The following is a 26,513-nucleotide window of genomic DNA, read 5'->3' as shown; positions in this document are numbered from 1 at the left end:
TTGTCGGACACCACACGATTGTTGAACACAGTTTCAAAGGCTGCGAATAATATAGGAAACGCCTGAGATCAGGCAAGTGGCTTCGCAGAAAAAATAGGCAACCCCTGGTGAATTCTTCCCAAACGCTGGATCTGGTTCGTGTGGCTGTGCCGGTGCCGTTACGCCGTCATTTCGACTATCTCTCTCCCCTGCCCTTGCCTGCCCCCGGTTGCCGGGTCGAGATCCCGTTCGGCCCGCAGACCCTGGTCGGTCTGGTGGTGGATCACCCGACCGAGAGCCAGGTCCCCCGCAACAAATTAAAGCCCTTGAAGAGGGTGCTCGACAGCGCCCCCGTGCTGGGGCCCGACATCCTGGCGCTGATGGCCTGGAGCGCCGGTTACTACCAGCACCCGTTGGGGGAGGTGCTGCCCCACGCCCTGCCGGTGCTGGTGCGCAAGGGGGAGCCCGCCGCCTATCGCGAGCTGGAATTCTGGTTTGCTACCGAGGCGGGCATGGCCATCGACCTCAACGAGCTCAAACGGGCGGCCAAGCAGCAGCAGGCCCTCGCCTTGCTGCGCAAGGGGCCGCAGACCCCCTCCGCCCTCAAACAGGAGGAGATCCAGAGCGCGGCCCTCACCGCGCTGGAGAAGAAGGGACTGCTGGAGAAGCGCTCGCTGGAGCCGAGCCATGATGGCGACTGGGCCACCCGCTTCGAGCCGGGTGAGGGGCTGCGCCTCAACGGCGAGCAGGCGCTGGCGGTGGCCGCCGTCACCAGCCAGAGCAACAAGTTCGGTGCCTTCCTGCTGGACGGCATCACGGGCTCCGGCAAGACCGAGGTTTACCTCAGCATCCTCGAGCCCCTGCTCAAGGCGGGCAAGCAGGCGCTGGTGATGGTGCCGGAAATCGGCCTCACCCCCCAGACCATCAACCGCTTTCGCCGCCGCTTCAACGTGCCCGTGGTGGCAATGAACTCCGCCATGAACGACAGGGAACGGCTCGACGCCTGGCTCGCCTGCCGCGACGGTGGTGCCGCCATTCTGATCGGCACCCGATCCGCGGTGTTCACGCCGTTCAAGGACCTCGGCATCATCATCATCGACGAGGAGCACGACGGCTCCTTCAAGCAACAGGACGGCTTTCGCTACCACGCGCGAGATCTGGCGGTGATGCGGGCCCATCGCGCCGGCATTCCCATCCTGCTTGGATCTGCCACCCCGTCGCTGGAGACGCTGCACAACGCCCGTAGCGGCAAGTATCACCACCTCACTCTCACTCGCCGCGCCGGCAACGCCCAGACCGCTCGCCAGGTGATCCTCGACATCAAGAACGTGCGGCTGCAGGCCGGGCTCTCCCCCCAGCTGGAGCAGCTGATGGCCGAACACCTGGCGGCGGGCAACCAGGTGATGCTGTTTCTCAACCGCCGGGGCTATGCGCCGGCACTCATCTGCCACCAGTGCGGCTGGAGTGCCGCCTGCGAGCGCTGTGACGCCTGGTACACCTGGCACCAGGCCGGTCGGCGGCTGCACTGCCACCACTGCGACAGCGTGCGCCCGTTGCCCCATCACTGCCCAGAGTGCGGCAGCAGCGAGCTCATCGGCTCCGGGGTCGGCACCCAGATGCTGGAGCAGCTGCTCGGCACCGTGTTCCCCCAATATCCGGTGGTGCGTATCGATCGGGACAACACCCGTCGCAAGGGGGAGCTGGAGACCCACCTCGGCGACATCAAGGCGGGCAAGTACAAGATCCTGATCGGCACCCAGATGCTGGCCAAGGGCCACCACTTCCCGGATGTGACCCTGGTAGGGCTGCTGGATGTGGATGGCGCGCTATTCAGTGCCGATTTTCGCGCCGCCGAGAAGCTGGCCCAGCTCTACACCCAGGTGGCGGGCCGTGCCGGTCGCGCCAGCAAGCCCGGGCTGGTGGTGCTGCAGAGCCACCACCCCGAACACGCCCTGCTGCAAGATCTGACCCAGAACGGCTATGGCCACTTCGCCGACACGGCGCTGAAAGAGCGCCGCCTGCTGGGGCTGCCACCGTTCAGCCATCAGGGGCTGTTCCGGGCCGAGGCCAACGGCCGCGACGAGGTACAGCTGTTCCTCAGTCGTCTCGCCGATACCCTGCGCAGCGCCCGCTATCCCCAGGTGCAGGTGCTGGGGCCCATCAGCGGCTTCATGGAGCGCAAGGCGGGCAAGTTTCGCATGCAGCTGCTGGTGCAGGGGCCCAGCCGGGCGCCACTGGCCCAGTTGCTCGACTGGGCAGTGACGGAGCTGGAGGGGTGGCCCGAGACCAAGCGGGTGCGCTGGAGTCTGGATATCGACCCCACGGAACTGAACTAGCGCGGCTCTGCCAGCACGGCCTCCGCCAACACCCTGGCCTGTTCCAGAGCCAGGGGCTGCTGATAGCTGTGGGCCATCACCACGGCCCCTTCCAACAGCAGGCATAATCCGGTGGCCTGCACCTCGGTGCATTCGAGGGCCTCCCTGACCCAGTTCAGCAACGCACGCTTGTGGGCCACCACCAGCTTGCGCACCGGGTGGCGAGGATCGGAGAACTCGGCGCTCGCGTTGATGAAGTTGCAGCCGTAGAAGTCGCTGCGGCCAAACCAGTCCGCAAAGCCATCGAGCAGCGCGAGCAACCTGGCCTCCCGCCCCGATACCCCATCCATCCTGGCATCGAGCAGGGCAAAGAACTCCGCATCCCGCGCCATCAGCACCGCTTCGATCAAGGCATCCTTGGTGGGGAAGTGGCGATAGAGGGTACGTTTGGTACTGCCCGCCTCGGCCCAGATGCGATCGATGCCGGTGGCGTGAAAGCCGTGACGATTGAACAGCCGATAGGCTGTCGTCATCAGCTGTTGCCGTTTTTCGCTCATGGTGACTTTCCTCTTGAAGTACACCGATCTGTCTACCTAATGTCGCAGGCTGGATCAAGTGATCCGGCACAGACAAGGAGACAGGAGATGGAAACAAGACGATGGCGAAGTGCCTGGCTGGCAGGGCTCGGTGCCTGCCTGGCCATAATGTTGCTCGGCTGGCTGGACATGAGCTGGCAGTCGACCCTGTTGATGGCACCGTTCGGGGCAAGCTGTGTGCTGCTCTTCTCACTGCCGGACAGTCCGCTGGCCCGTCCGCTGAACGTGCTGCTGGGAGGCCACCTGTTATCGGCCACCGTGGGGTTGGTGGTGCAATTGCTCCCGCTACCGATGGAGCTCAAGCTGGCGCTGGGTGTGGGCCTGTCCATTGCACTCATGCAGGGACTGGGGCTGATCCACCCCCCTGCCGGAGCCAATCCACTGTTGATCCTGCTCACCACCCAGTCCTGGCCTTTCCTCTGGCAAACAGTGCTGCCCGGCGCCTTGCTGCTGATCATGGTGAGCCATTGCGCCAGGCGGCTGCAAACGTCACGGCTCACACCCACATAAACAACGAGGGGGCCAAGGCCCCCTCGTTGTTTAATAGCAAGGCAAAGATGGCTTATTCGGCGACCTGGGAGACCCCGGTCAGGCGCACCTCGACCCGGCGATCCGGGGCCAGGCAGGCGATCATCTGCGCCTTGGCGCCATCCGGGCAGCTGCCCCCGGTCACGGGCGAAGACTCTCCCCGCCCTTCGGCACGCACCTTGTCGGCAAACAATCCCTTGGCGATGAGATAATCCGCCACCGTGCGGGCACGCTGTTCGGAGAGGGACTGGTTGTAGGCCTCCGAGCCGATGCGGTCGGTATGACCGATCACCGTCGCCACCCCGTCTTTCGGATTGGCCGCCAGGATCTGGGCAAACAGGTTGTCGAGGGCCTGACTGGCGGCCGGCTTCAGGGTCGCCTTGTTGAACTCGAACAGCACATCGGAATCCAGGCTGAACTGCTTCTCCACCAGCACGGGGGCCGGGGCGGGCGCAGGTTCGGGCGCAGGCGTTGGTGCCACCGGCTCGTCGCCGATCTGGCCGAAGCGATAGAGCATGCCGACCGACAGCAGGCCGTTGTCCATCTCGATGCCTGACTCGTCGAGGGAAGTCTTGCCAAGGGGGGTGGTGTACTGGTATTCGAGGCGGGCGGCCCAATCCTTGTCGATGGCGTATTCGACCCCCAGCGCCCCGACAAAGGCTGCACCATGATATTTGTTGCCCTCATGGGATTCGGAGAGGCTGCTGGTGCCATCGCTGGCCCTGACGTTGAGTGAGCTCTCGGTCCAGGCATAGGCCCCCCCGAGACGGCCGTAGATATCCAGTGCCGAGGTTGCAGGCAGGATGATCTTCATGGTGGCCTGCACCATCTGGGCCTTGGCCTCGCCATCGAGTGCGAAATCAACCCCGTTGCCCGAGTAGTGCTTGTCCACCTGATACTTGCCGAGCCAGTCATAGCCGAGCTCAACCGCCACGTTTCTGTTCACCTGATAACCGGCAAACAGCCCCAGACCGAGATCATCGCTGTTCTCGTTCACCTTGGTCGCATCGAACAGCTCTTCGACCTGAGCGTTGTAATCCACCCCGTAATAATTTGACCAGCCGGCCTTGCCGCCGACATACCAAGTGTTGTCCTGGGCGGCAGCCTGCACCGTCCCTGTTGCCATCAAAGCGCCGATCAGGACGGCGAGCATAGATCTGTTCATGGATGAGCCCCTGCAATGAATTGTTATGACGCTGCTGCGTCTCTCTTCCCTGACGGGGCCCTGAACCCAAGCCCCGCATTCAGATTATCCCATCTGCAACCAGCCTCAAACGACCAGGGACTCAGGAGTGTGATATTGGCGACATTATCAGCCACCGTGCCCCCAATCATGGGGGCCGGCGCGTTGCCCATAAAAAAACGAAGAGCCGGGCTCTTCGTTTTTCATCTGGCAAGGGGATGGCTCCCCGCTCACTGACTGCCCTGGCTCGCCAGGAACAAGCGGTAGGCGGGATCCTCGCTCACCTCTTTCCAGCCGTAGCCAATCTCGTGCAGGTAGTCGTGGAAAGCCGCCACGTCCTCGTCCGGCAGCTCGAAGGCGCAGAGCACCCGTCCGTAGTCGGCGCCGTGGTTGCGGTAGTGGAACAGGCTGATGTTCCAGCGACAGCCCAGGGTCTCGAGGAAGCGCATCAGGGCCCCCGGCTGCTCCGGGAACTTGAAGCTGTAGAGACGCTCACCGAGGGGCCGGGCCGGGCGGCCGCCAATCATGTAACGCACGTGGTTCTTGGCCAGCTCGCTCTCGGTCATGTTGACCACCGGATAACCGTTGCCGCCGAGCTGATCGATGATCTGGCCCAGCTCCTCGTCACCGCCGGTGAGGCGCACCGAAACGAACAGCGACGCCTGCTCGGCATCCGCATAGCGATAGTTGAATTCGGTCACCATGCGCGGCCCCAGCTGACGACAGAAGTCGAGGAAGGCCCCCTTGCGCTCGGGGATGGTCACCGCCAGCATGCCCTCGCGCTTCTCACCGATCTCGCAGCGCTCCGACACGTAACGCAGGCTGTGGAAGTTGACGTTGGCGCCGGACAGAATGGCCGCCATCCGCCCCCCTTTCACCTGCTCTCGCTCGCTGTACGCTTTGAGGCCTGCCAGGGACAAGGCCCCCGACGGCTCGGCGATGGCGCGGCAGTCGTCGAAGATGTCTTTGAGCGCGGCGCAAATCTGGTCGTTGGAGACGGTCACCACCTCGTCCAGATACTGGTTGCACAGGCGGAAGGTCTCGGTGCCGATACGCTTGACCGCCACCCCGTCCGCAAACAGGGAGACCCGTTCCAGGTTGACCGGCTCGCCGGCCGCCAGCGCGGCCTTGAGGCAGGCGGACCCCTCCGCCTCCACCCCGATCACCTTCACATCCGGCAGCAGTTGCTTGATGTAGACCGCCACCCCGGCGGCCAGGCCGCCGCCGCCCACCGGCACGAAGACGTGGGTGAGGTGGGTATCCTGCTCCAGTAGCTCCTTGCCGATGGTGCCCTGGCCCGCGATCACCTCGACGTCGTCGAACGGCGGGATCAGGGTGTAGCCCTCCAACTCGGCGAGTCGGCGGCTCTCGCCGTAGGCCTCATCGAAGCTGTTGCCAAACAGCATGACGTTGCCGCCCTGACGGCGCACCGCGTCGATCTTGATGTCCGGTGTGGTCTTGGGCATCACGATGATCGCCTTGATGCCGAGCTTGGCGGCCGACAGGGCGACCCCCTGGGCGTGGTTGCCGGCGGAGGCGGCGATGACGCCGCGTTCTTTCTGCTCCTGGGTCAGGGTGGCGATCTTGTGGTAGGCGCCGCGCAGCTTGAAGGAGTGAACCGGTTGCAGATCCTCCCGCTTCAGGCTGACGTGATTGCCAAGCCGCTCGGAGAGTTTCTTCAGGGTTTGCAAAGGGGTGACCCGCGCCGCCTCGTAGACGGGGGAGAGCAGTACCTTGCGTAGATAATCCGCCGCAGAGACCATGGTTTATACCCCCGTCTCGTGGCGAAGGGCGCGCAATGCGCCCATATCATGACAGTTCATTCTCTCACTCCCCCAGCAGGGTGCGATCGCGCACCGCGCCCTTGTCGGCGCTGGTGGCGAACATGGCGTAGGCACGCAAGGCAAAGGAAACCTCGCGCTGACGATCGACCGGCTTCCAGCCACGGGCAGAGACGGCGGCGCGACGAGCAGCCAGCACGCTGTCTGCCACCTCCAGCACCATGCTGCGGGCCGGGATGTCGATGTTGATGATGTCGCCATCCTCCACCAGACCGATAGTGCCACCGGAGGCCGCCTCCGGGGAGACGTGGCCGATGGAGAGACCCGAGGTACCGCCGGAGAAGCGACCGTCGGTGATGAGGGCGCATGCCTTGCCCAATCCCATGGACTTGAGATAGGTGGTGGGATAGAGCATCTCCTGCATGCCGGGGCCCCCTTTCGGGCCCTCGTAGCGGATCACCACCACTTCACCGGCTTTCACCGTGCCGTCCAGAATGCCGCTCACCGCGCTCTCCTGGCTCTCGAATACCCGGGCCGGGCCGCGGAAGGTGAGGTTCTCCTCGTCCACCCCGGCGGTCTTGACGATGGCCCCGTTGAGGGCGAGGTTGCCAGCGAGGACCGCCAGGCCACCTTCCTGGCTGTAGGCGTGATCGAAGGAGCGGATGCACCCCTCGGCGCGGTCCAGATCCAGCTCGGGCCAGCGGCAATCCTGACTGAACGCCTTGGTGGTACGGATGCCGGCAGGGCCTGCACGGTAGAAGTCGTGAACCCCCTTGTCATTGCTGCGGCTGACGTCATATTCGGCCAGCAGCTCCACCAGGGAAGTGCCCAGCACGTTGCGGGTATCCCCGTGCACCAGGCCCGCTTTTTCCAGCTGACCCAGGATGGCAACCACGCCGCCGGCGCGGTGCACGTCTTCCATGTGGTACTTCTGGGTGGAAGGCGCCACCTTGCACAGCTGGGGCACCTTGCGGGACATGCGGTCGATGTCGGACATGGTGAAGTCGACGCCCGCCTCCTGGGCTGCCGCCAGCAGGTGCAGCACGGTATTGGTGGAGCCGCCCATGGCGATGTCGAGCGCCATGGCGTTCTCGAACGCCGCCTTGGTGGCGATGTTGCGCGGCAGTGCCGAGGCATCGTCCTGCTCATACCAGCGCTTGGCCAGAGTGACGATGCGCTGGCCCGCCAGCTTGAACAGCTGCTCGCGATCGGCGTGGGTCGCCAGCAGGGAGCCGTTGCCCGGCTGGGAGAGACCCAGTGCCTCGGTCAGGCAGTTCATGGAGTTGGCGGTGAACATGCCGGAGCAGGAGCCGCAGGTGGGGCAGGCGCTGCGCTCGATCTGGTCGCTCTGGGCGTCGGAGACCTTGGGGTCGGCACCCTGGATCATGGCGTCCACCAGATCCAGCTTGATGATCTGGTCGGAAAGCTTGGTCTTGCCCGCTTCCATGGGTCCGCCGGAGACGAAGATCACCGGGATGTTGATGCGCAGGGCAGCCATCAGCATCCCCGGGGTGATCTTGTCGCAGTTGGAGATGCAGACCATGGCGTCGGCGCAGTGGGCGTTGACCATGTACTCCACCGAGTCGGCGATGAGCTCCCGGGACGGCAGGGAATAGAGCATGCCACCGTGGCCCATGGCGATGCCGTCATCCACGGCGATGGTGTTGAACTCCTTCGCGACCCCGCCAGCCGCCTCGATTTCGCGGGCGACCAGCTGGCCCAGATCCTTGAGGTGGACGTGGCCCGGCACGAACTGGGTGAAAGAGTTGACCACGGCGATGATGGGCTTGCCGAAATCCTGATCGGTCATGCCGGTGGCACGCCAGAGGGCGCGGGCCCCGGCCATGTTACGTCCGTGGGTGGTGGTGGCGGATCTCAACTTCGGCATTGTCTCTACTCCCTGAATGCCCCTGGGGCGCATTGTCTTTCAACATGAATGTGTGATTCGCGGATCGGTAATCGATCCTGGTGAAGGCACCTCGGGGAGCCTTCACCGGAAGCGACTCGGGGAGGCGTGACGCCTCCCCGCTCTCATCAGTCGTTGACCGGCGTCAGCCAGCCCCACTTGTCTTCGGTCTTGCCGTTGAACAGGCCGAAGAAGGCGTTCTGCAACTGCTCGGTCACCGGGCCACGGCAACCGGCGCCCACCTTCATCCGATCCACCGAGCGCACCGGGGTCACCTCGGCCGCCGTGCCGGTCATGAAGATTTCGTCTGCGACGTACAGCGCTTCACGGGGCAGCGCCTGCTCGCGTACCTCGTAACCCAAGTCGCGCGCCAGCGTCATGATGGTGTCGCGGGTGATGCCGGGCAGGATGGCGGCGGTGGCGGGCGGGGTGAACAGCACGCCGTTCTTCACCAGAAACAGGTTCTCCCCCGCCCCTTCGCTCAGATAGCCGTTCACATCCAGCGCCAGCCCCTCGGCGAAGCCGTTGCGCTTGGCCTCGCGGCTGATGAGCTGGGAAGAGAGATAGTTGCCCCCCGCCTTGGCACCGGTCGGGATGGTGTTGGGAGCGAGCCGGTTCCAGGAGGTGACGCACACATCCACCCCGTTTTTCAGCCCCTCTTCTCCGAGGTAGGCGCCCCAGGGCAGGGCCGCGACCATGAGGTCGGCCTTGGCATCCAGCGGCGGATGCAGCCCCAGCCCCACGTTGCCGACAAAGGCCAGCGGGCGCAGGTAGCCGCTCTTCAGGCCGTTCTCGCGCACCACGGTGCGGCAGGCTTCATTCACTTCGGTCTCGCTGTAGGGGACGTCCATCCAGTAGATCTTGGCGGAGTCGAACAGGCGTCGGGTGTGCTCCTGCAGGCGAAAGATGCAGGTCCCCTTGGGAGTGTCATAGGCCCGCACCCCCTCGAACACCGAGGAGCCGTAGTGCAGGGCATGGCTCATGACATGCACCTGGGCATCCTGCCAGGGGACCAGCTTGCCGTTGAACCAGATGTATTGGGGGTGGGCGGCGGATTGGGAAGGCTGTGACATTGGCTTGGCTCCTTAAGCTCTGATCCGGGGTTGCTGTTCCAGTGCATCGACCCGGGAGACATCCACCAGCTTGACCAGCTGGCACCACAACTGCTGGATGGGACGTACCGATTCGACAGTAACCGTGATCCGCAGCTGTTGGCAATCCTGCTCCATGTTGAGGGCGCAGAGATTGAAACCGCGGTGACGGACCACCCGCAGCACCCGTTCCATCACTTCGGGTCTGGGTTGGGCATGGATTTCCAGGGTGCTGGTATTGAGCTGGTTCATGGGCGTTGCTCCATCATCTTGTGGTTGGCGACTCCTGGCGGAACCAGGGGCCAGACATTTTCTTCCTCTGAAATAGCCACATGCAGCAGATAGGCACTCTCGCTCGCCAGCAGGCGATCCAGTGCCGGACCTATCTCTTCCTTGCATGTGATGGTCTCGCCGGGAATGCCGAAGGCGGCAGCCAGGGCGACGAAATCGGGGTTGTCGGACAGATTGGTCTCGCTGTAGCGACCGTCGAAGAACAGCTCCTGCCATTGGCGCACCATGCCGAGGCGCTGGTTGTCCAGCAGCACCATCTTCACCTTTAGCCGGGCCCGGCGGATGGTGCCGAGCTCCTGCACGTTCATCATGAAGGAGCCGTCCCCGCTCACCAGCACCACCTCGTCATCGGGGCGCGACATCTTGGCGCCGATGGCGGCGGGCAGGCCGAAGCCCATGGTGCCGAGGCCGGCACTGGAGAGGTGGTTGCGCGGGCTGGTGAAACGCATGTGCTGGGCCACCCACATCTGGTGCTGACCCACGTCGCAGGCCACCACGCTGGTGTCAGGCAGCTGGCTTGAAAGCTCTTTGAGCAGAGCCGGGGCGTAGATGGCCTGACCCGGATGGTCGTAGCGGAAGGCGTATTCCCGAGCCATGGTGGCGCAGTGCTCGCGCCAGGGGTCGAGGGTCAGCGTCATCGCCAGGGCGGGCAGCACACGCTTGAGATCCGTGGTGATCCCCACATCGGCGGCGCGGCGCTTGCCGAACTCGGCGGCGTCCACATCCAGGTGGATCACCTTCGCCTCGGGGGCAAATTCCTCCAGCTTGCCGGTCACCCGATCATCGAAACGGGCGCCTACCACCACCAGCAGATCGCACTGCTGTACCGCCAGGTTGGCGGCCTTGGTACCGTGCATGCCGAGCATGCCCAGATAAACGGGGCTGTCGGGGTCGAGGGCACCTATCCCCTTGAGGGTGGTGACCGCCGGCATCCCCGTGGTGGCGGCAAAGTCGCGCAGCTGCTGCTCGGCATTGGCCATGCCCACCCCACCACCGACGTAGAGTACCGGACGCTCGGCACCGGCCAGCAGGGTGCGGGCGGCCGTCAGCTCGGCCTGATTCAGGGGCTCGGGTTCCTCCACTGCAAACAGCGGGCTTTGAGAAGGAACGGCGGCCAGCTGCACATCCTTGGGCAGGTCGATGAGCACGGGACCCGGACGCCCTTCGGTGGCGATGGCGAAGGCTTCGGCAATGACCCGTCCCAGATCCGCCGGGTCCGTCACCATGAAGGAGTGCTTGGTGCAGGAAAGGGACATGCCGAGCACGTCCACTTCCTGAAAGGCATCGGTACCGACGGCGGCGCAGGGCACCTGGCCGCTGATGGCCACCAGCGGTACCGAATCGAGCAGTGCCTCCGCGAGGCCGGTGACCAGGTTGGTGGCGCCGGGGCCAGAGGTAGCGATGCAGACCCCCACCTGACCGGAAGCGCGGGCATAACCCACCGCAGCCATGGCGGCACCCTGCTCGTGGCGGCAGAGCTGATGGGCCAGGCCACCGTCATACAGGGCGTCGTAGACCGGCATGATGGCTCCGCCCGGGTAACCAAACACCTGGGTCACACCCTGTTTCTTGAGAGCCTGTACCAAAAACTGCGCGCCGTTCATGTGGAAAATCCTGTCCTTTGGTCGAAAAAAAACCCCCGGGCCGTGAGGCTCGGGGGTCGCTTGTTTCGTTCTGTCCGGTGGTGGGTCTATCCCTTGTTCCGTGCAGCCAAACGAGCCCCGAGCGGTGAGATAATAATCACCACTAGGACCACAATAATGCTGACGAAACGGGAGGCCATGTTCATAGTTACAACCGGAAATCCTGTGAAATGGGAGCGGAGCTTGCCGCGAATGGCTATTAGAACTAGCACGGTGATTTTTATTGGGCAAGCACTTTTTACCTGACAAGACTCTGATTTTAACTGCTCTGAAACCTGACAACTGGAACAAAAAACTAATAAAAAACGATTAACCAGCATATACATCAAACCAAGGACGGTATTTATGTCATTAGCTGTTGTTTATAGCCGTGCCAGCCTGGGGATAGCGGCGCCGCAAGTCACGGTGGAGGTGCACCTCTCCAACGGCCTGCCCGCCTTCAACATGGTGGGGTTGCCGGAAACCTCGGTGAAAGAGTCGCGGGATCGGGTGCGCAGCGCCCTGCTCAACGGCAATTTCGAATTTCCGGCCAAGCACATCACGGTCAACCTGGCCCCTGCGGATCTGCCCAAAGAGGGGGGCCGCTTCGACCTGGCCATCGCCATCGGCATTCTCGCCGCATCCAAGCAGATACCCGCAAAATACCTGCTCGATCACGAATTTTTAGGGGAATTGGCCCTGACGGGCGAGATCCGCCCCGTGCTTGGGGTGCTCCCCTCGGTGCTCGCCTGCCGCGACGCAGGGCGCACCCTGCTGGTCCCACGGGAGAACGGTCCGGAGGCTTCCCTCATACAGGATGCCGAGGTGCGCACCGCCCACCAGCTGCTGGCGGTCACCGCCTGGCTGGCGGGCCAGTACGAACTGCCGCTGCCGGAACCCCAGAGCGCGGAGACCCTGCCCGACGTGCCGGATCTGCAGGATGTGATCGGTCAGTCCCAGGCGAAGCGGGCGCTGGAGATCGCCGCAGCTGGCAGCCACAACCTGCTGTTCATCGGCCCCCCCGGCACCGGCAAGAGCATGTTGGCCAGCCGTCTGCCCGGCATTCTGCCACCGCTGAGCGAACAGGAGGCGCAGCAGACCGCCGCCATCCACTCCATCGGCGGCCTCACCCCCCGCGCAGGCCACTGGCACCACAGGCCGTATCGCACGCCCCATCACAGCGCCTCGGCAGTGGCGCTGGTGGGCGGGGGTACCCATCCCAGGCCTGGCGAAATTTCCCTCGCCCACAACGGGGTCCTGTTTCTGGATGAACTGCCGGAGTTCGAGCGCAAGGTGCTCGACTCCCTGCGCGAGCCGCTGGAGACCGGGCACATTACCATCAGTCGCGCCGCCCGCCAGGTGGATTTTCCCGCCCGCTTCCAGCTGGTGGGTGCCATGAATCCCAGCCCCTGCGGCCATTATGGCGACGGCCAGACCCGCTCCAGCCCGGATCAGATCCTGCGCTATCTGGGCAAGCTCTCCGGCCCCTTTCTCGACAGGTTCGATCTGACGGTAGAGGTCCCGCTCTTGCCCAGGGGGAGCCTGACCGGCAAGGCGGAGCGGGGGGAGTCGAGCCAGCAGATACGCGAACGGGTGCTGGGGGCGCGAGAGCGCATGCTGAGTCGCAGCGGAAAACTCAACAATCTGCTGGATAGTCGTGAAATCGAAGATGTTTGCAGATTATCGCCACAGGATGCCGAGTTTCTGGAGGGTGCAATCCAGAAGCTGGGGCTCAGCATCCGGGCCTGGCACCGCATCCTGCGGGTATCGCGCACCATCGCCGATCTGGCGGGACACGCCACCATCGAGAGAGCGCATCTGATCGAAGCCCTGGGCTATCGTGCCATGGACAGGCTGTTGTCACGGCTGCGCGGGGGCCAGTGAGCGGGGGAACGGCAGCAGACACCTCCCGACCCGGAAAGGGCGCCACCATGGTCTAGTCGTGGGCCGGCTGATATTATGGCAACAGATCTGACCACTTGGTTGCCATCCACCGATACGAAGACGGATTCCACCATGCCCAACAAGCTGATAGAGCGACTGCGCGGCAGCCTCTCGACCCTGCTATATTTCATCAACACCCTGTTCTGGTTTGTCCCCGTCCTGCTGCTTGGCCTCATCAAGCTGCTGCAGCCCTTCCAGGGGGCGCGACGTCTCTGCAACACCCTCCTGGACGGCTGTGCCACCCACTGGATAGGTTTTAACAATCTGATCCAGAAAACCATCATCAACACCCCTTTCGATGTGGTCGGAGTGGACAAAGGGCGCCGGAATGAGTGGTATATGGTGATTGCCAACCATCAATCCTGGGTCGACATACTGGTACTGCAGCGGATTTTTAATCAAAAAATCCCCTTCCTGAAGTTTTTCCTCAAGAAAGAACTGATTTGGGTACCTTTTCTCGGCCTGGCCTGGTGGGCGCTGGATTTCCCCTTCATGCGGCGATATTCGCGCAAGTTGCTGGAAAAGAAGCCGCATCTGAAGGGAAAAGACATAGAGACCACGCGCCAGGCCTGTGCCAAGTTCCGCCATATGCCGGTGAGCGTGATGAACTTCGTGGAAGGGACCCGCTTCACCGTCGGCAAGCACGACAAGCAAGGGGCACCCTATCGTCATCTGCTGCACCCGAGAGCAGGGGGCATCGCCTTCACCCTGGCGGCCATGGGGGATCAACTGCACAAGCTGGTGGATGTGACCATCGCCTATCCCGGCGGCGTCCCCAGCTACTGGGACTTCATGTGCGGTCGGGTCAAGGAGATCAAGGTTCGGGTCCGCTTTCTGCCGATCGAACGCAATCTGGTGGGGGATTACTTCAATGACCCCGAGTTCCAACAAGAGTTTCAACAGTGGTTGAACGGGATCTGGCACGAGAAGGACCAGACCCTGGATAAGCTGCTGGCGGACAAGACGCAGTAAGACACTCATGCCAAACCTGCTCCCGGGCCCCCTGGTGCTGTTCATCAGCGCCGGCCTGACCATACTGTTTACCGCCCTGTGTGCCAGCCTGATCCTGCTGGTTTCTCTGGCCAAACTGCTGCTGCCCGTGCCGGCCTTTGGTCGCGCCTGCAGCCGGCTCAACAATCGCTTCATGGGCCTGTGGCTCGGTTGCAACGCCCTGGTGATCCGCCTCACTACCCGCATCGACTGGCAGATCGAGGACAATACCCGGCTGCGCAAGGATGGCTGGTATCTCATCATCAGCAACCACATGAGCTGGACCGATATCGTGGTGCTCGGCCATCTCTTCCGCGACCGGCTGCCGGTGCCCAAGTTCTTCATGAAGCACGAGCTCATCTACATCCCGCTGCTGGGGCTCGCCTGCTGGGGGCTGGACATGCCCTTTATGCGCCGCTATTCGAGAGAGTTTCTGCTAAGAAATCCGCATCTGCGGGGCAAGGATATCGAGACCACCCGCAACGCCTGCGAGAAGTTTCGCCACATACCCACCACCGTCATCAACTTCGTGGAGGGGACCCGCTTCACCGATCAGAAGCGCGAGGCCGCCCGCTCCCGCTATCGCCACCTGATGCCGCCCAAGGCGGCCGGGCTCGCCTTCACCCTGGCAGCCATGGGCGATCAGTTCGACAGCCTGATCAACGTCACCATCAGCTACCCGGACAACCCCGACACCCCCTTCAAGGATTTCCTGATGGGGAAGATGAAGCGCATCCGGGTGCGGATCGAGGAGCTGCCGGTGGACGAGCAACTGGTGGGGGATTACTTCAACGACAAGCAGTTTAAACGCGGTTTCCAGGAGTGGCTGAACGCACGCTGGAAGGAAAAAGACGACGTGCTGGCGCAGTGGCAGGCGGCCGATGCGGCGGCTCAGACCGATCCGCAGGCAGCCAAGGCGAGCGCCGAGGCCAGCTCGGGCAGCTGATCCTCGCTGAACACCGCGATGCCATGGCGGCGCAGCAAAGCCGTGGTCTTGCCCTCTCCCGCCAGTGAAACCCCTTCGAAGCGGCCATTGTAGATGCGGCCGCTGCCGCAGGAGGGGCTCCCCTCCTTCAGAAGGGCGAAGCGAATGTCCTGCTGCTGACAGAGGGCCAGCGCAAGGGCGGCGCCCCGGTCGAACTCGGCAGTCACATCCAGCCCGCTTTCGGTAACCACCTGCTCCCCCTGGCGCTCGGCAGGGGGGCGTGGCGTCGGCAGGCCACCCGCCACTTCGGGGCAGAAGGCCAGTGCCCGCCCCTCGGCTCCCAGCGCCTGCAGCCAGTCGCTGACAATCCCCTTGCTCTGGCCGTCGTAACGCACCGGCTGCCCCAGCAGACAGGCGCTCACCAGCACCTTGTGCATTCCCGTCTCTCCCATGCTTTGACTTCCTGTGTGAGGTGCCAGTGCACCAGACCCGCTATGGGGTGACAATCCGGCTTTCGCAGACATCGGCTTATGCTTCCGCACCGTGCATCACCTGATCGAACATGACGCAACAGGGGGTCTCCAGCCGATAGAGGATGGCGGGACGTTGCTTGCCGGTCCGCTTGCGCCCTGTGTCCACCAGGATGTCGGCACGGTGGAGCCGCTTGCGAAATGCGGCCGTGTTCATGGGGGTCTGCAGGACGATCTCGAACGCCCGTTGCACCTCGGAGAGGGTGAATTCTGCCCCCAGCAGATGCAGCGGCAGGGTGCTGTAACGGCTCTTGATGCGCAGCCGCTCCAGCCCCATGGCGACCAGCTTGCCGTGATCGAAGGCGAGTTGCAGGCCGGGCAGATCGTCCAGAGGATGCCAGCGACCGCGCACCGCCCCCCCATCGGGATCCGCCAGACAGAGATAGACGAGGGTGGTGGACCAGCCGCGGGGATCCCGCTCCAGGTTGCCGAGGGTACAGACCTGCTCGCTGTAGCAGTGCTCCAGCCCCCACTCTGCCAGAAGGCGATGGCGAGCCGCGTCCAGATCCCGATCCCGGGTCTCGTCGATGCGCAGGGCCGGCAACTGCCAACAGTGGGCAAAGGGGGGGCGATCCCGGGTCTCGAGAAGCAGCTCGAGCCGCTCCTCGCGCAACCGCAGCACCACCATATCCAGACTCATTCTCGGCATCCTGGTCGACCTGCTCGCCTTCTAATAATGTTTGGTAGATAATATCACAAGAATATTATGTGAAGGAGCCATCCATGGGAATCATCGCCAGCCTGGATATTGATGCGCAGAAGGGATTCACCCCCCTCTGCCCGAACGAGCTGCCCGTCGCTGGCGGGGATACCATAGTAGCGGCGCTCAATGCCCAGGCTGCCCTCGCCACCCTGCGAACCGGCAGCAAGGATGCCCACCCCGCGAACGCCCCCTGGGTGGTGACCGAACCCGGCGCCATGTTGCAACCCCTTGCTCTGGCGAATGCCGATCTCACCTGGCCGGCCCACTGCGTGCCCGGCACACCTGGGTTCGAGCTGCTCGACGGCCTGCCCGCCCCCATCGACTACGACTTCTTCGTCTGGAAGGGGGTCGAGCCGGACCTGCATCCCTATGGCGCCTGCTATCACGACCTGGCGGAGCGGCGCAGCACCGGGCTCATCGAGTTCCTGCACGCCCGCGGCGTCACTACCGTGCTGGTCGGCGGCCTCGCCACCGACTACTGCGTCAAGACCAGCGTGCTGCAACTGCGTCGCGCCGGTTTCCGGGTCATCGTCCACCTCGACGCCTGCCGCGGCATCGCCCCCGAGACAATCGACCAGGCCCGCACCCGGATGATCGAGGCCGGCGCCGAGCTGGCCCAGACCCTGGCCGACATTCAACGCCTGCTGGATGCCTGATATGCCTTCCATTTTCCACTGCCCACCCGACACCGGCGCCCACCCGTCACAGATGCAGCCAGAGTGCGTTGCCCGCGCAGCACTCATCACAGGAGCCTGATATGCCTCCCATCCTCCACAGCCTGCTCGACACCGATGCCTACAAGCTGCACATGCAGCAGGCGGTGTTCCATCGCTATCCGGATGCCAACGTCATCGCCGAGTTCCACAGCCGCAACGAAGAAGATCTGCTGCCCATGATGGGCCAGATCGAGGAGCAACTGCGCCTCGCTGGCTCCCTGCGCCTGACCCGGTCCGAACTCGACTTCCTGGCCGAACGCCCCTTCTTCACGCCCGACTACCTGGACCACCTGCGCCGCAAGCCGCTGGACGCCTCCCTGCTCAAGGTGTTCGAGCAGGATGGCCGCATCAATGTGCGGGTCGAAGGCCCCTGGCAGGACGTGATCCTGTGGGAGATTCCGGTACTCGCCATCATCAGCGAGATGCGCAACCGCTTCCGCTATCCCCAGTTCGGCGTCAGACAGGCACTGGAGCGGCTCGATCAGAAGATCGACAAGCTGGAGCGGGAGCTGAGCCGGGAGGAGATGAGCGAGTTCAACCTCATCGACTTCGGCACCCGTCGCCGCTTCTCCCTCGCGGTACAAGACGCCGTGGTGGGTCGCCTCAAAGAACGACTGCCGGCGTTTCGCGGCACCAGCAACTACCTGCTGGCCCAGAAGTACCGGTTGCCCGCGGTGGGCACCCAGGCCCACGAGTGGTTCCAGGCCCACCAGCAGCTCGGCTTCCCGCTGGAGCTCAGCCAGCGTGCCGCCCTCACCAGCTGGCTGGACGAATTCACCAACCACCTCGGTATCGCGCTCACCGACTGCATCACCATGGATGCTTTCCTGCGTGACTTCGACTTCGAGCTGGCAAGCCGCTACCAGGGGCTGCGCCACGACTCCGGTGATCCCGTGGTGTGGGGCGAGAAGGCCATCAGCCACTATCAGCGGCTCGGCATCGACCCTGCCGAGAAGACGCTGGTCTTCTCCGACGGGCTCAACCTCGACAAGGCCGTCGAGCTGCTGCGCCACTTCCGCGGCCGCATCAACACCAGCTTCGGCATCGGCACCAAGCTCACCTGCGATCTGCCCGGCGTCAACCCAATGAACATCGTGTTCAAGCTGATGGAGTGCAACGGCGGCCCGGTCGCCAAGATCTCCGACAGCCCGGGCAAGACCCTCTGCCGGGATGCGGACTTCATTCGCAACCTCAAGCAGGCCTTCCACGTCGGGGTCTGAGTCAGGCCCGCGAGACGCCAAACAAAAAGCCCGCCGGTTTGCACCGGCGGGCTTTTTTATCGACTCAGGAATTATCAGTCCTTCTTGGCCAGCAGGAATTTCACCAGCTGGTTGAACTGCTCCTGGGAAGTGATGGATTCAATCTTCACCATGTATTTGCCGTTGACCAGGAAGGCCGGCACACCGCGCACATTGTAGCTCTCGGTGTTGCGATCGAACTGGGAGACCATGCCGGAGACGGCGAAGCTGTCGACGGCACCGTCGAACTCCTCGGCCGGCACGCCATTGTCCACGAAGACCTGCTTCACGTCGGCGCGGCTCTGGGGGATCTGGCGCTGGGTGTGGATCTTGTCGAAGATGGCCGGGGTCAGCTTGCCTTCCACGTTCAGCAGATTGGCGACGGCGTAGGCACGCTGCATCTCGGGGCCCATTTCACGGCCCAGGAAGGCCACCGGGTTCTTCTTCATCGGCACGCCTTCCGGCAGGCTCTTCTTCAGATCCTCGGCAATCGGCTCGAACTTGGCGCAGTGCGGGCAGAAATAGGAGAAGAACTCCATCACTTCCGGCTGGGCGCTGCCGGTCTGGCTGACCACATCATAGTTGACACCTTCCTTGAATTGCGGGGCGGCGTGAACCATGGGGATCATCAGCATGGCAGCGAGGAAAAATAGTACTTTTTTCATGACGTTTCCTGTTAAGGGATCACTGTGAGGCACGCCCGGCGAACCGAAGCAGTCCAAGCCTATTGCCTCACCCTCGTGCCGTCAATGGCAAAGGCAGACAGGCGGGACCGCCATCCCGCCTCCCACGGGCACCTTGCCGCTGTGGCAATGGTACGGGCGACACCACCAACGGACGCCCCGTGGCGTGGCGATCTGCCGGGTTCGCGCCCCTACCACTGCGGCATCAGGCTGAGCGGCGGGGCCTTCAATGCCTCGAGCTGATCATGCAGGGTCGCAATCTGCTGGCGCCAGTAGTGTTCGGTGTTGAACCAGGAGAAGTGGCGGGGGAAGGCGGGATCTTCCCAGCGTCTTGCCAGCCAGGCCATGTAGTGGACGATGCGCATGGCACGCAGCGGCTCGATGAGCGCCAGCTCCCGCGGGTCGAACTCCATGAACTCCTCATACCCCGCCAGCAGGGTATCGAGCTGGATCTGCTGCTCATGACGCTCCCCGTTCAGCATCATCCAGAGATCCTGGATGGCGGGGCCGGTGCGGCAATCGTCGAGATCGACAAACAGGGGGCCGTCACGCCACAGGATGTTGCCCGGGTGGCAGTCCCCATGCAGGGAGATGCGTGCCACATCCAGGGTCATGGCGTCGCATACGTGCCGGATCAGCTCGTCCAGCACCCCGAAGAAGGACTTGGCCAGCCCGCTCGGCAACCACTCGCCTGCCGCCAGCAACTGACGCGGCTCGTGCAGCATGCTCTCCACATCCAGCGGAACCCGGTGATGAAAGGCATGGCTGGCACCGACGCTGTGGATGCGACCGAGGTAACGCCCCACCCACTCCAGCTGGTCCAGGTTGTCCACCTCGAACTGACGCCCCCCGACGCTCTGCCAGATGGCAAACGGGTAGCCCTGATGCTCCAGCAGGGTCTCGCCGGCAAAGGCAATGGGAGCGGCGACCGGGATCTCAGCTTCACAGAGGCGAGCGGCAAACGCGTGCTCTTCCAGGATCTGGGCCCGGCTCCAGCGACCGGGGCGGTAGAACTTCACCACGTAGCGACGGCGATCCTCATCCTGGAACTGATAGACGCGGTTCTCGTAACTGTTGAGCTCGATAAGGCCGGAGTCGATGCGCAAGCCGCTGAGATCGATGGCATCCATGATGAGATCGGGATTGAGGTCGGAATAGTTGAAACGCATGTCATCCACCATAGAAAAGGGGCGCTGTTGCGCCCCATTCTATCACCACTGTCTGCCGTTGCCGTGCATGGCGGTGCGCCTTGCCATCACAACCTGCTGATAAACTTGCTCGGTTGGCGCAACGTCCCCTTGCTGTCGTCCGGCGCCGCGCCTTCCCGCTTGAGCACGAACTGGACGTCCAGAGTGGGCCGCTTCAGGTTGAAGGGATCCACCGCCAGGCTCACCGGCAGGGTATAGATCTCGCCCGCCTTCAGTGTCACCTCGCGGGGTCCGAACCACTGGTACTCCGGCAGCCCTTCCACGTCCAGCCGGTAGGTCTGGGAGTTCAGGGTCTTGTTGAGGATCTTCAGGGTATAGGTGTTCTCGATGAGCCCTTCACTGTTTTCCCGGAACAGCTGGTTGCGATCCCGCAGGATATCGAGCCCCATGGGCATGATGGACATGGCGTTATAGACGAAGACCCCCAGCATGACGACCATCACCAGGCCATAGCCAATCAGCTTGGGCCGCGCCACCTGGGTTTCACTGTGGGCCAGCTTGTGCTCGGTGGTGTAACTGATGAGCCCTTTCGGATACCCCATCCGCTCCATGGTCTGATCGCAGGCGTCGACACAGGCGCCGCAGTTGATGCACTCGTACTGCAGACCGTCACGGATGTCGATACCGGTCGGGCAGACCTGCACGCAGAGGTCGCAGTCGATGCAGTCCCCCAGCCCCAGGGCCTTGGGATCGGTCTTGCGACCACGGGCGCCGCGGGTCTCGCCACGCTGGCTGTCATAGCCGACGATGTAGGTGTCCTTGTCGAACATGGCGGACTGGAAGCGGGCATAGGGGCACATGTGGATACACATGATGGCGCGCATCCAGCCGGCGTTGCCATAGGTGCAGGCGGCAAAGAACAGCACCCAGAAGATGACCCAGCCTCCCGCCTGCAGGGTGAAGAAATCGGGTACCAGGTGGAAGACATCCTGGAAGTAGGCGACGAAGGTCAGCCCCGTGCCCAGCGACAGCAGGATCCAGGCCAGGTGCTTGGCGCCCTTACGGGCCAGCTTCTCGCCGCTCCAGGGCGCCGCATCCAGCTTGCGACGCTTGTTGGCGGCCCCTTCCAGCTTCTCCTCGAACCAGATGAACAGGAAGGTCCACACCGTCTGGGGACAGAGGTAGCCGCACCAGACCCGGCCCAGGAAGGTGGTCACAAAGAAGAGGGCGAAGGCCGCGATCATGAAGACCCAGGCCAGCAGGGTGAGATCCTGCGGCCAGATGGTGGCACCGAAGATATGGAACTGCTGGTGCTCCAGATCGAACAGCACCGCCTGACGGCCGTCATAACGCAGCCAGGGCAGGAGGACAAAGAGCGCGACGAAGAACCAGCCCATGGCCTTGCGCACCCGCTGCCAGTAGCCGGTCTGGGAGCGGACATAGATGCGGTTGCCGGGGTTGAACCTGTCATCTCCCGCCTTGAAGGTGTTGGGATTGAAAGTCCCGGTGACGTCACCGGTCACATCCTTGATGTCGATCTTGTCCTTGTCGGCCATTGCAACACATCGCTCCACTCATATTGTTATGAAAGCGATTATATCTTAAACAACCTGCTAATTGTGTGGGTTAAATGTATCTATAGTTCGAGTCCCGTCGCAATTTCAGGCAACAAAAAAGGCGCATAGCCAGTTGACTATGCGCCTTTTCACAGATTCTCTTGAAACCTTTCTCTGATGGCGATATGACGCCCGGATTACTTGATGCCGCGGGCCTTGAGCAGGGCTTCCTTGAAGTCGGGCACGTGATCCTTGGCCAGCCCCGGGATCATCGCCTGCTTGTCGGATTCCCGCATCTTGAGGTGGTAGATCAGCATGTCGTCGGTCAGTGCGGACAGCGGACCGTCAAATCCCGCCTCCTCGGCCAGTTTGGCAACAAACTGCACCAGGCTGAGATCCTGCTCCTTGATCCAGGCAGGCTGCAGCAGTTCCAGCAGCTCTTCGATACGATGACATTGCATAGACGACCTCTTTAATCTGTCTTGTGAAACTCAGGCAACCTTACCCATCAAGGCTACTTCGATACGATCCCGGCCATTATGCTTGGCCTGATAGAGCGCCGCATCCGCTTTCTGGATAAGCTCGGCAATGGAGTGATGCTGATCCGGCACCAGGGTCGCCACCCCGAAGCTGCAACTGACCCGCCCCGAGACCCGGGATTTGTGGTGGGGAATGCCGAGGGCTCGCAACGAGGTACGCACCTGCTCGGCGATCTGCATGGCCCCCTGCAAGGTGGTGCAAGGCAGCAGCAGGGCGAACTCCTCTCCGCCGTAACGGGCAGCGAGATCGTCTTCCCGCCGCAGCACTTCGGCCAGCAGGCTCGCCACCTGTTGCAGGCACTGGTCCCCCACCTGATGACCATAGTGATCATTGAACTGCTTGAAGTAGTCCACATCCACCAGCACCAGAGAGAGAGGCGCCCTGGCACGGTGGCAGCGACGCCAGGCGCGCGCCAGGGAGTCGTCGAGATGGGCCCGGTTGGCGATGCCGGTCAGACCGTCGAGGCGGGACGTGAGCTTGAGGTGCTCGGAGACCGCCTTCAGCTCGGCCACCAGGTCCGCATTGGAAAAACTGTGGTAGAGAGAGGCCACCTGATCCCGCCGCAGGCGCCGCAGCAGGGTCGGCAGAAAGACGAACAGGTACCCCGCCAGCATGCAGGAGACGATACGCTCCTGGGTGTTGCCGCCACTGAGCTCGAACAACATGGCAAACCCGAGGGGCAGCACGGCCCCATAGAGGGTACGACGGCTGCCGAACAGCATGATGGCGCTGCCGGTCAGGATCAGGCTGGAGAGCATCATCATGGCGGCACGATAGGTGTCGGGCAGCTTGTCCATATAGAGCAGCACGCCCAGTGCCCAGATGATGGAGGTGATGGTCACCCCGACAAAGAGCTCGCGCTCGAGCACCGGCAGCGGAAGCTCCGCCAGCCTGGGCTGGCGCCAGCGCAAATGCCACCAGCGCCCCAGCAACAGCAGCAGGACCAGACCGAGCCAGCCCAGCGACTCGCTGGCCGGCAGGTAATCGTGGAACAGCAGGCTCCAGCTGATCGCCAGCAGCCCCAGGCAAGGCAGGCTGAAGGAGGCATGGGTATAGAGCTGGACCATGATGGCCCGCCGCACCTGATATTTCACACTCTGTGTCAACTGGGTACTCCCTGTACAAGAGCCGCACAGTTTAACACTCCCCTTTCCTGCTCAACAATCAATCGACCGCTATTAAGCTGCCACTCAGCGCGTCCTCTCTCGCACAGGCCCCGACAGACCCTTTTCTGCAGGGTCGAATGGCGCAGCCCTCCCTCACCCTTTCTCCAGCTCGTCGAGGATGGGGCACTGGGGATTCGCATCTCCGTGACAGCAGCTCACCACCTCCTCGAGGGCGCTGAGCATGGCTTGCAAACCGGCGATGCGGGAGCGCAGATCGACGATTTTCTCCTGGGCCAGCTTCTTCACCTGGGCACTGGTTCTGTGCTCGTCCCGATAGAGCGCCAGCAGCGCCTGACACTCCTCCAGATTGAAACCGGTCTCCCGCGCCCGCTTGACGAAGCGCAGCTCCCGCAGGGAGGCATCCGTATAACTGCGATACCCGTTGTCGCTGCGCACTGGCGACGAGATGAGGCCGATGCTCTCGTAGTAGCGGATGGTCTTGGCGGTCAGGCCGGTGGCCTTGGCGACCTTGCTGATGTTCATGAATGACTCCTTTGGGATTCAGATGCACGCAGGCTGCCCGCCCGGGGCTGCCAGCGCTTCAATAACAGGGAATTGCTCAAGACGGTGATGCTGCTCAGGGCCATGGCCGCCCCCGCCAGCTCGGGGCTGAGGTAACCCAGCGCCGCCAGCGGAATACCGATGATGTTGAACACGAAGGCCCAGAACAGATTCTGCTGGATGGTGCGCCAGGTGGCCGCCGAGATGTCGATGGCATCGGCCACCAGCCGCGGGTCGGATCGCATGAGAGTGATGGAGGCGGTCTCCATCGCCACGTCGGAGCCGGAGCCCATGGCGATACCCACATCCGCCGCCGCCAGCGCCGGGGCGTCGTTTACCCCGTCTCCCACCATGGCGACCAGCCCGCTGGTTTGCGCCCGCAGCGCCTCGACTTTTTCCACCTTGCCGGCTGGCAGCACGGAGTCAAAGGCCCCGTCCAGCCCCAGCTTGGCGGCGATATGGGCCACCGGCGCCGGCGCATCACCGCTCACCAGCCAGCTGGCGATGCCGCGCTGACGCAGGGTGGCGATGGCATCCGGACTCTCGGGGCGCAGGGTATCGGCCAGCGCCGCAATGCCAGCCACCACACCGTCGATGGCCACCCAGACCCGGGTCGCGCCGTCGGCGGCTTGTTCACCCTGTTGTGGCACTGCAATGTCGAGCTGGGCCAGCAAAGAGCCATTGCCGATGGCGACCCTATGGCCCGCCACCTGACCGACAATACCGGCACCGACCCGCACCTCCACCGCGTCGGGCTGGGGCAGCATCGCCTCCTTGTCGACCGCCTCGCGCATGGCCAGCGCCAGCGGGTGTTCGCTCGCCTGCTGCAGAGCGGCAGCGAGGCGCAGTTGCTCGTCGTTGCCGCTCCAGCTCGCCAGCACCGGCCGGCCCTGGGTCAAGGTGCCGGTCTTGTCGAAGATGAGCGCCTTGATGGCGTGGGCCTTTTGCAGGGTATCGACATCCTTGATCAGAATGCCGTGGCGCGCCGCCACCCCGGTACCGGTGACGATGGCCGCCGGCGTCGCCAGCCCCAGCGCACAGGGACAGGCGATGACCAGCACGGCCACCGCCGCCAGCAGCGCCTGACCGAAGTCGTTACTGATGGCGTACCACACCAGCAGGGTGAACAGGGCGATGGCCATCACCACCGGCACGAACACGGCAGAGACCTTGTCCACCAGCTGTTGCAGCGGCGCCTTGCCCATCTGGGCACTCTCCACCAGGGCGATGATCTTGCTGAGGCTGGAGTCCTCCCCCACCGTAGTGGCTTCAATTTCCAGCACGCCGGAGCGGTTGATGGCACCGCCCAGCACCTTGTCGCCCTCACCGCGCGGCACCGGCAGGCTCTCGCCGGTGAGGATCGACTCGTCCAGCTCACTCTCACCGCTCACGATTCTGCCGTCCACCGGTACCCGTTCCCCCACCAGCACCCGCAGCCTGTCGCCGCGCAGCACCTCGTCGATGGCGACGCTCTGCCAGCGCTCGCCGCGCCAGACGGTGGCGGTTTCCGGCCGCAGCGCCATCAACTCGCGAATGGCGGACTGGGTGCTGCGTCTGGCTCGCGCTTCCAGCAGTTTTCCGAGGGAAATCAGGGTAATGATGATGGCACTCGCCTCGAAGTAGAGTTGGCCACTGGCGGCCACCCCCAGATTAAGCAGCAGATAGAGGCTGTAGAAGTAGGCCGCACTGGTACCGGTCGCCACCAGCACATCCATGTTGGCGGAGCGGTTCTTGATGGCGAGCCAGGCGCCGCGATAGAAGCGGGCCCCAATCCAGAACTGCACCGGGGTGGCGAGCAGCAGCTCCAGCCAGGCGGGCAGATGCCAGGGGAACAACCCGGCCATGGCCAGCATCCCCGCCAGCAGCGGCAGGGTAAGCAAAGCCGAGACGATGACCCGGGTTTGCGCCTGACGGGCGCTGGCGGCCTCCTGCGCTTCCCGCTCCAGCAACTGCTGGCGGCGGCCGCTGGCCGAGCCTTGCGCCAGTTGGGCGCCAAAGCCGAGGGCCTCGATCTGCTCGCGCAGGGCCGCGGGCGTCTGCATCCCGGGTACCAGCACAATCCGGGCCTGCTCGATGGAGAAGTTGACGTCGGCGGAGATGACGCCGGGCAGCGCCGCCAGCATCTTGTGCAGGCGGGCCGAGCAACCGGCACAGGTCATACCGGTGATTTGAAACAATATGGTCTCACTGCCGTAGTCGTAACCCTGCGCCTTGATGCTCTCCAGCACCGCCGGCAAACGGTCAGAGCTGGCCAGCTCGATGGCGGCTTGCTCCAGTGCGAAGTTGACGGTGGCCGATACCCCATCGAGCTTGTTGAGGGCGGTCGTGATGCGGCCGGCGCAATTGGCGCAGCTCATGCCGCTGAGCGGCAACTGCAGATGAATGGGTGATTGAAGATGAGTGATCATGTTGTTCCTCCCAGGAACCCGTCGGCACCACAAAACGCCGACTGGCAAACCCTAACCTTTACTGTAAGGGTAAGCTCAAGCCACATGATCCACTTTTTGCAGATGAAAAAACGGCGCCCGTTTGCTGCCAGAGAACAAACGGGCGCCGCCTTCAACTATTGCGCGGTATGCGC

Annotated in this window: 23 protein-coding genes; 7 read left to right on the top strand and 16 right to left on the bottom strand. The window is 63.4% G+C overall.

Going from position 1 to position 26,513, the window contains the following annotated elements:
• Positions 1-107 precede the first annotated feature (107 nt).
• Complete coding sequence (gene priA, locus ACNPAA_RS00285; protein WP_417891490.1) at positions 108-2,315, top strand: primosomal protein N'; 2,208 nt, start codon at positions 108-110, stop codon at positions 2,313-2,315.
• On the opposite strand, the gene ACNPAA_RS00280 is transcribed toward priA, so the two are convergent.
• Positions 2,312-2,851, bottom strand: a complete 540-nt coding sequence (locus ACNPAA_RS00280; protein ID WP_043153422.1) for a TetR/AcrR family transcriptional regulator — start codon at positions 2,849-2,851, stop codon at positions 2,312-2,314. The two genes, priA and ACNPAA_RS00280, sit on opposite strands and share 4 nt — an antisense overlap.
• 150 nt (positions 2,852-3,001) lie before the next feature.
• Here ACNPAA_RS00280 and ACNPAA_RS00275 point away from each other — a divergent pair, with 150 nt between their 5' ends.
• Positions 3,002-3,400: an HPP family protein gene (locus tag ACNPAA_RS00275; protein ID WP_323938145.1), complete on the top strand. Its 399-nt coding sequence runs from the start codon at positions 3,002-3,004 to the stop codon at positions 3,398-3,400.
• A gap of 52 nt (positions 3,401-3,452) precedes the next feature.
• On the opposite strand, the gene ompA is transcribed toward ACNPAA_RS00275, so the two are convergent.
• The 6 genes from ompA to ilvG form a co-directional block, all read right to left on the bottom strand.
• Complete coding sequence (gene ompA / locus ACNPAA_RS00270) at positions 3,453-4,583, bottom strand: porin OmpA (protein ID WP_048209598.1); 1,131 nt, start codon at positions 4,581-4,583, stop codon at positions 3,453-3,455.
• A 248-nt stretch (positions 4,584-4,831) separates the two neighbouring features.
• A complete protein-coding gene (gene ilvA / locus ACNPAA_RS00265) occupies positions 4,832-6,364 on the bottom strand; it encodes a threonine ammonia-lyase, biosynthetic (protein ID WP_069652401.1) in 1,533 nt (510 codons plus the stop codon).
• Positions 6,365-6,428: 64 nt separating this feature from the next.
• Positions 6,429-8,270, bottom strand: a complete 1,842-nt coding sequence (gene ilvD, locus ACNPAA_RS00260) for a dihydroxy-acid dehydratase (RefSeq protein WP_052815779.1) — start codon at positions 8,268-8,270, stop codon at positions 6,429-6,431.
• Positions 8,271-8,416: 146 nt separating this feature from the next.
• Entirely contained in the window at positions 8,417-9,361 is a 945-nt protein-coding gene (locus ACNPAA_RS00255; RefSeq protein ID WP_052815778.1) for a branched-chain amino acid transaminase, read from the bottom strand.
• A 12-nt stretch (positions 9,362-9,373) separates the two neighbouring features.
• Positions 9,374-9,631 carry an acetolactate synthase 2 small subunit gene (gene ilvM / locus ACNPAA_RS00250; RefSeq protein WP_052815777.1) on the bottom strand — a complete coding sequence of 86 codons (258 nt, stop codon included), beginning with the start codon at positions 9,629-9,631 and terminating at the stop codon, positions 9,374-9,376.
• Positions 9,628-11,274: an acetolactate synthase 2 catalytic subunit gene (gene ilvG / locus ACNPAA_RS00245; RefSeq protein WP_052815776.1), complete on the bottom strand. Its 1,647-nt coding sequence runs from the start codon at positions 11,272-11,274 to the stop codon at positions 9,628-9,630. The genes ilvM and ilvG overlap by 4 nt, the downstream gene beginning before the upstream one ends.
• A gap of 384 nt (positions 11,275-11,658) precedes the next feature.
• On the opposite strand from ilvG, the gene ACNPAA_RS00240 reads away from it, so the two are divergent.
• The 3 genes from ACNPAA_RS00240 to ACNPAA_RS00230 all read left to right on the top strand — a co-directional run bounded on the left by ACNPAA_RS00240 (position 11,659) and on the right by ACNPAA_RS00230 (position 15,172).
• A complete protein-coding gene (locus ACNPAA_RS00240) occupies positions 11,659-13,176 on the top strand; it encodes a YifB family Mg chelatase-like AAA ATPase (protein WP_052815775.1) in 1,518 nt (505 codons plus the stop codon).
• A 132-nt stretch (positions 13,177-13,308) separates the two neighbouring features.
• Positions 13,309-14,208: an acyltransferase gene (locus ACNPAA_RS00235; RefSeq protein ID WP_171864748.1), complete on the top strand. Its 900-nt coding sequence runs from the start codon at positions 13,309-13,311 to the stop codon at positions 14,206-14,208.
• Between the two features lie 7 nt (positions 14,209-14,215).
• Positions 14,216-15,172 carry an acyltransferase gene (locus ACNPAA_RS00230; RefSeq protein WP_417891489.1) on the top strand — a complete coding sequence of 319 codons (957 nt, stop codon included), beginning with the start codon at positions 14,216-14,218 and terminating at the stop codon, positions 15,170-15,172.
• Here ACNPAA_RS00230 and ACNPAA_RS00225 read toward each other — a convergent pair.
• Entirely contained in the window at positions 15,118-15,603 is a 486-nt protein-coding gene (locus tag ACNPAA_RS00225) for a DUF523 domain-containing protein (RefSeq protein WP_417891488.1), read from the bottom strand. The two genes, ACNPAA_RS00230 and ACNPAA_RS00225, sit on opposite strands and share 55 nt — an antisense overlap.
• A 76-nt stretch (positions 15,604-15,679) precedes the next feature.
• On the bottom strand, positions 15,680-16,330 hold the full coding sequence (locus ACNPAA_RS00220) for an NUDIX hydrolase (RefSeq protein ID WP_029314880.1): 651 nt from the start codon (positions 16,328-16,330) through the stop codon (positions 15,680-15,682).
• 74 nt (positions 16,331-16,404) lie between these two features.
• Here ACNPAA_RS00220 and ACNPAA_RS00215 point away from each other — a divergent pair, with 74 nt between their 5' ends.
• Entirely contained in the window at positions 16,405-17,040 is a 636-nt protein-coding gene (locus ACNPAA_RS00215; protein WP_161469582.1) for a nicotinamidase, read from the top strand.
• 101 nt (positions 17,041-17,141) lie between these two features.
• A complete protein-coding gene (gene pncB, locus ACNPAA_RS00210) occupies positions 17,142-18,320 on the top strand; it encodes a nicotinate phosphoribosyltransferase (RefSeq protein ID WP_161469583.1) in 1,179 nt (392 codons plus the stop codon).
• A 74-nt stretch (positions 18,321-18,394) separates the two neighbouring features.
• Here pncB and ACNPAA_RS00205 read toward each other — a convergent pair whose 3' ends face one another.
• From ACNPAA_RS00205 to ACNPAA_RS00175, 7 genes are all read right to left on the bottom strand, one after another.
• A complete protein-coding gene (locus ACNPAA_RS00205; protein WP_010676095.1) occupies positions 18,395-19,003 on the bottom strand; it encodes a thiol:disulfide interchange protein DsbA/DsbL in 609 nt (202 codons plus the stop codon).
• A gap of 209 nt (positions 19,004-19,212) precedes the next feature.
• Positions 19,213-20,202, bottom strand: a complete 990-nt coding sequence (locus ACNPAA_RS00200; protein ID WP_039039688.1) for a serine/threonine protein kinase — start codon at positions 20,200-20,202, stop codon at positions 19,213-19,215.
• Between the two features lie 74 nt (positions 20,203-20,276).
• Positions 20,277-21,725 (bottom strand): cytochrome c oxidase accessory protein CcoG, encoded by a 1,449-nt coding sequence (ccoG, locus tag ACNPAA_RS00195; protein ID WP_103243923.1) that lies wholly within the window; start codon positions 21,723-21,725, stop codon positions 20,277-20,279.
• Between the two features lie 197 nt (positions 21,726-21,922).
• Positions 21,923-22,186, bottom strand: coding sequence for a YihD family protein (locus tag ACNPAA_RS00190; protein ID WP_010676098.1), 264 nt, complete (start codon positions 22,184-22,186; stop codon positions 21,923-21,925).
• A 30-nt stretch (positions 22,187-22,216) separates the two neighbouring features.
• Positions 22,217-23,371 (bottom strand): diguanylate cyclase, encoded by a 1,155-nt coding sequence (locus ACNPAA_RS00185; protein ID WP_043153375.1) that lies wholly within the window; start codon positions 23,369-23,371, stop codon positions 22,217-22,219.
• A 153-nt stretch (positions 23,372-23,524) separates the two neighbouring features.
• Positions 23,525-23,914 carry a Cu(I)-responsive transcriptional regulator gene (cueR, locus tag ACNPAA_RS00180; RefSeq protein ID WP_161469584.1) on the bottom strand — a complete coding sequence of 130 codons (390 nt, stop codon included), beginning with the start codon at positions 23,912-23,914 and terminating at the stop codon, positions 23,525-23,527.
• Positions 23,911-26,340 (bottom strand): heavy metal translocating P-type ATPase, encoded by a 2,430-nt coding sequence (locus ACNPAA_RS00175; RefSeq protein WP_210538748.1) that lies wholly within the window; start codon positions 26,338-26,340, stop codon positions 23,911-23,913. Before ACNPAA_RS00175 ends, cueR begins: the two co-directional genes overlap by 4 nt.
• Positions 26,341-26,513: the final 173 nt, after the last annotated feature.

Source organism: Aeromonas sp. PS2Canimalfood6 (genome assembly GCF_048276795.1).
GTDB classification, from domain to species: domain Bacteria; phylum Pseudomonadota; class Gammaproteobacteria; order Enterobacterales; family Aeromonadaceae; genus Aeromonas; species Aeromonas caviae.
The sequence above is the reverse complement of the archived record's forward strand: the minus strand, read 5'-3'. Positions and strand labels throughout refer to the sequence as shown.

Excerpts from the sequence above, each read along its gene's own strand:
- ACNPAA_RS00280 (WP_043153422.1), bottom strand. The coding sequence starts at position 2,851 with ATGAGCGAAAAACGGCAACAGCTGATGACGACAGCCTATCGGCTGTTC.
- ompA (WP_048209598.1), bottom strand. The coding sequence starts at position 4,583 with ATGAACAGATCTATGCTCGCCGTCCTGATCGGCGCTTTGATGGCAACA.
- ilvA (WP_069652401.1), bottom strand. The coding sequence starts at position 6,364 with ATGGTCTCTGCGGCGGATTATCTACGCAAGGTACTGCTCTCCCCCGTC.
- ilvD (WP_052815779.1), bottom strand. The coding sequence starts at position 8,270 with ATGCCGAAGTTGAGATCCGCCACCACCACCCACGGACGTAACATGGCC.
- ACNPAA_RS00255 (WP_052815778.1), bottom strand. The coding sequence starts at position 9,361 with ATGTCACAGCCTTCCCAATCCGCCGCCCACCCCCAATACATCTGGTTC.
- ilvM (WP_052815777.1), bottom strand. The coding sequence starts at position 9,631 with ATGAACCAGCTCAATACCAGCACCCTGGAAATCCATGCCCAACCCAGA.
- ilvG (WP_052815776.1), bottom strand. The coding sequence starts at position 11,274 with ATGAACGGCGCGCAGTTTTTGGTACAGGCTCTCAAGAAACAGGGTGTG.
- ACNPAA_RS00240 (WP_052815775.1), top strand. The coding sequence starts at position 11,659 with ATGTCATTAGCTGTTGTTTATAGCCGTGCCAGCCTGGGGATAGCGGCG.
- ACNPAA_RS00235 (WP_171864748.1), top strand. The coding sequence starts at position 13,309 with ATGCCCAACAAGCTGATAGAGCGACTGCGCGGCAGCCTCTCGACCCTG.
- ACNPAA_RS00230 (WP_417891489.1), top strand. The coding sequence starts at position 14,216 with ATGCCAAACCTGCTCCCGGGCCCCCTGGTGCTGTTCATCAGCGCCGGC.
- ACNPAA_RS00225 (WP_417891488.1), bottom strand. The coding sequence starts at position 15,603 with ATGGGAGAGACGGGAATGCACAAGGTGCTGGTGAGCGCCTGTCTGCTG.
- ACNPAA_RS00220 (WP_029314880.1), bottom strand. The coding sequence starts at position 16,330 with ATGCCGAGAATGAGTCTGGATATGGTGGTGCTGCGGTTGCGCGAGGAG.
- ACNPAA_RS00215 (WP_161469582.1), top strand. The coding sequence starts at position 16,405 with ATGGGAATCATCGCCAGCCTGGATATTGATGCGCAGAAGGGATTCACC.
- pncB (WP_161469583.1), top strand. The coding sequence starts at position 17,142 with ATGCCTCCCATCCTCCACAGCCTGCTCGACACCGATGCCTACAAGCTG.
- ACNPAA_RS00205 (WP_010676095.1), bottom strand. The coding sequence starts at position 19,003 with ATGAAAAAAGTACTATTTTTCCTCGCTGCCATGCTGATGATCCCCATG.
- ACNPAA_RS00200 (WP_039039688.1), bottom strand. The coding sequence starts at position 20,202 with ATGGTGGATGACATGCGTTTCAACTATTCCGACCTCAATCCCGATCTC.
- ccoG (WP_103243923.1), bottom strand. The coding sequence starts at position 21,725 with ATGGCCGACAAGGACAAGATCGACATCAAGGATGTGACCGGTGACGTC.
- ACNPAA_RS00190 (WP_010676098.1), bottom strand. The coding sequence starts at position 22,186 with ATGCAATGTCATCGTATCGAAGAGCTGCTGGAACTGCTGCAGCCTGCC.
- cueR (WP_161469584.1), bottom strand. The coding sequence starts at position 23,914 with ATGAACATCAGCAAGGTCGCCAAGGCCACCGGCCTGACCGCCAAGACC.
- ACNPAA_RS00175 (WP_210538748.1), bottom strand. The coding sequence starts at position 26,340 with ATGATCACTCATCTTCAATCACCCATTCATCTGCAGTTGCCGCTCAGC.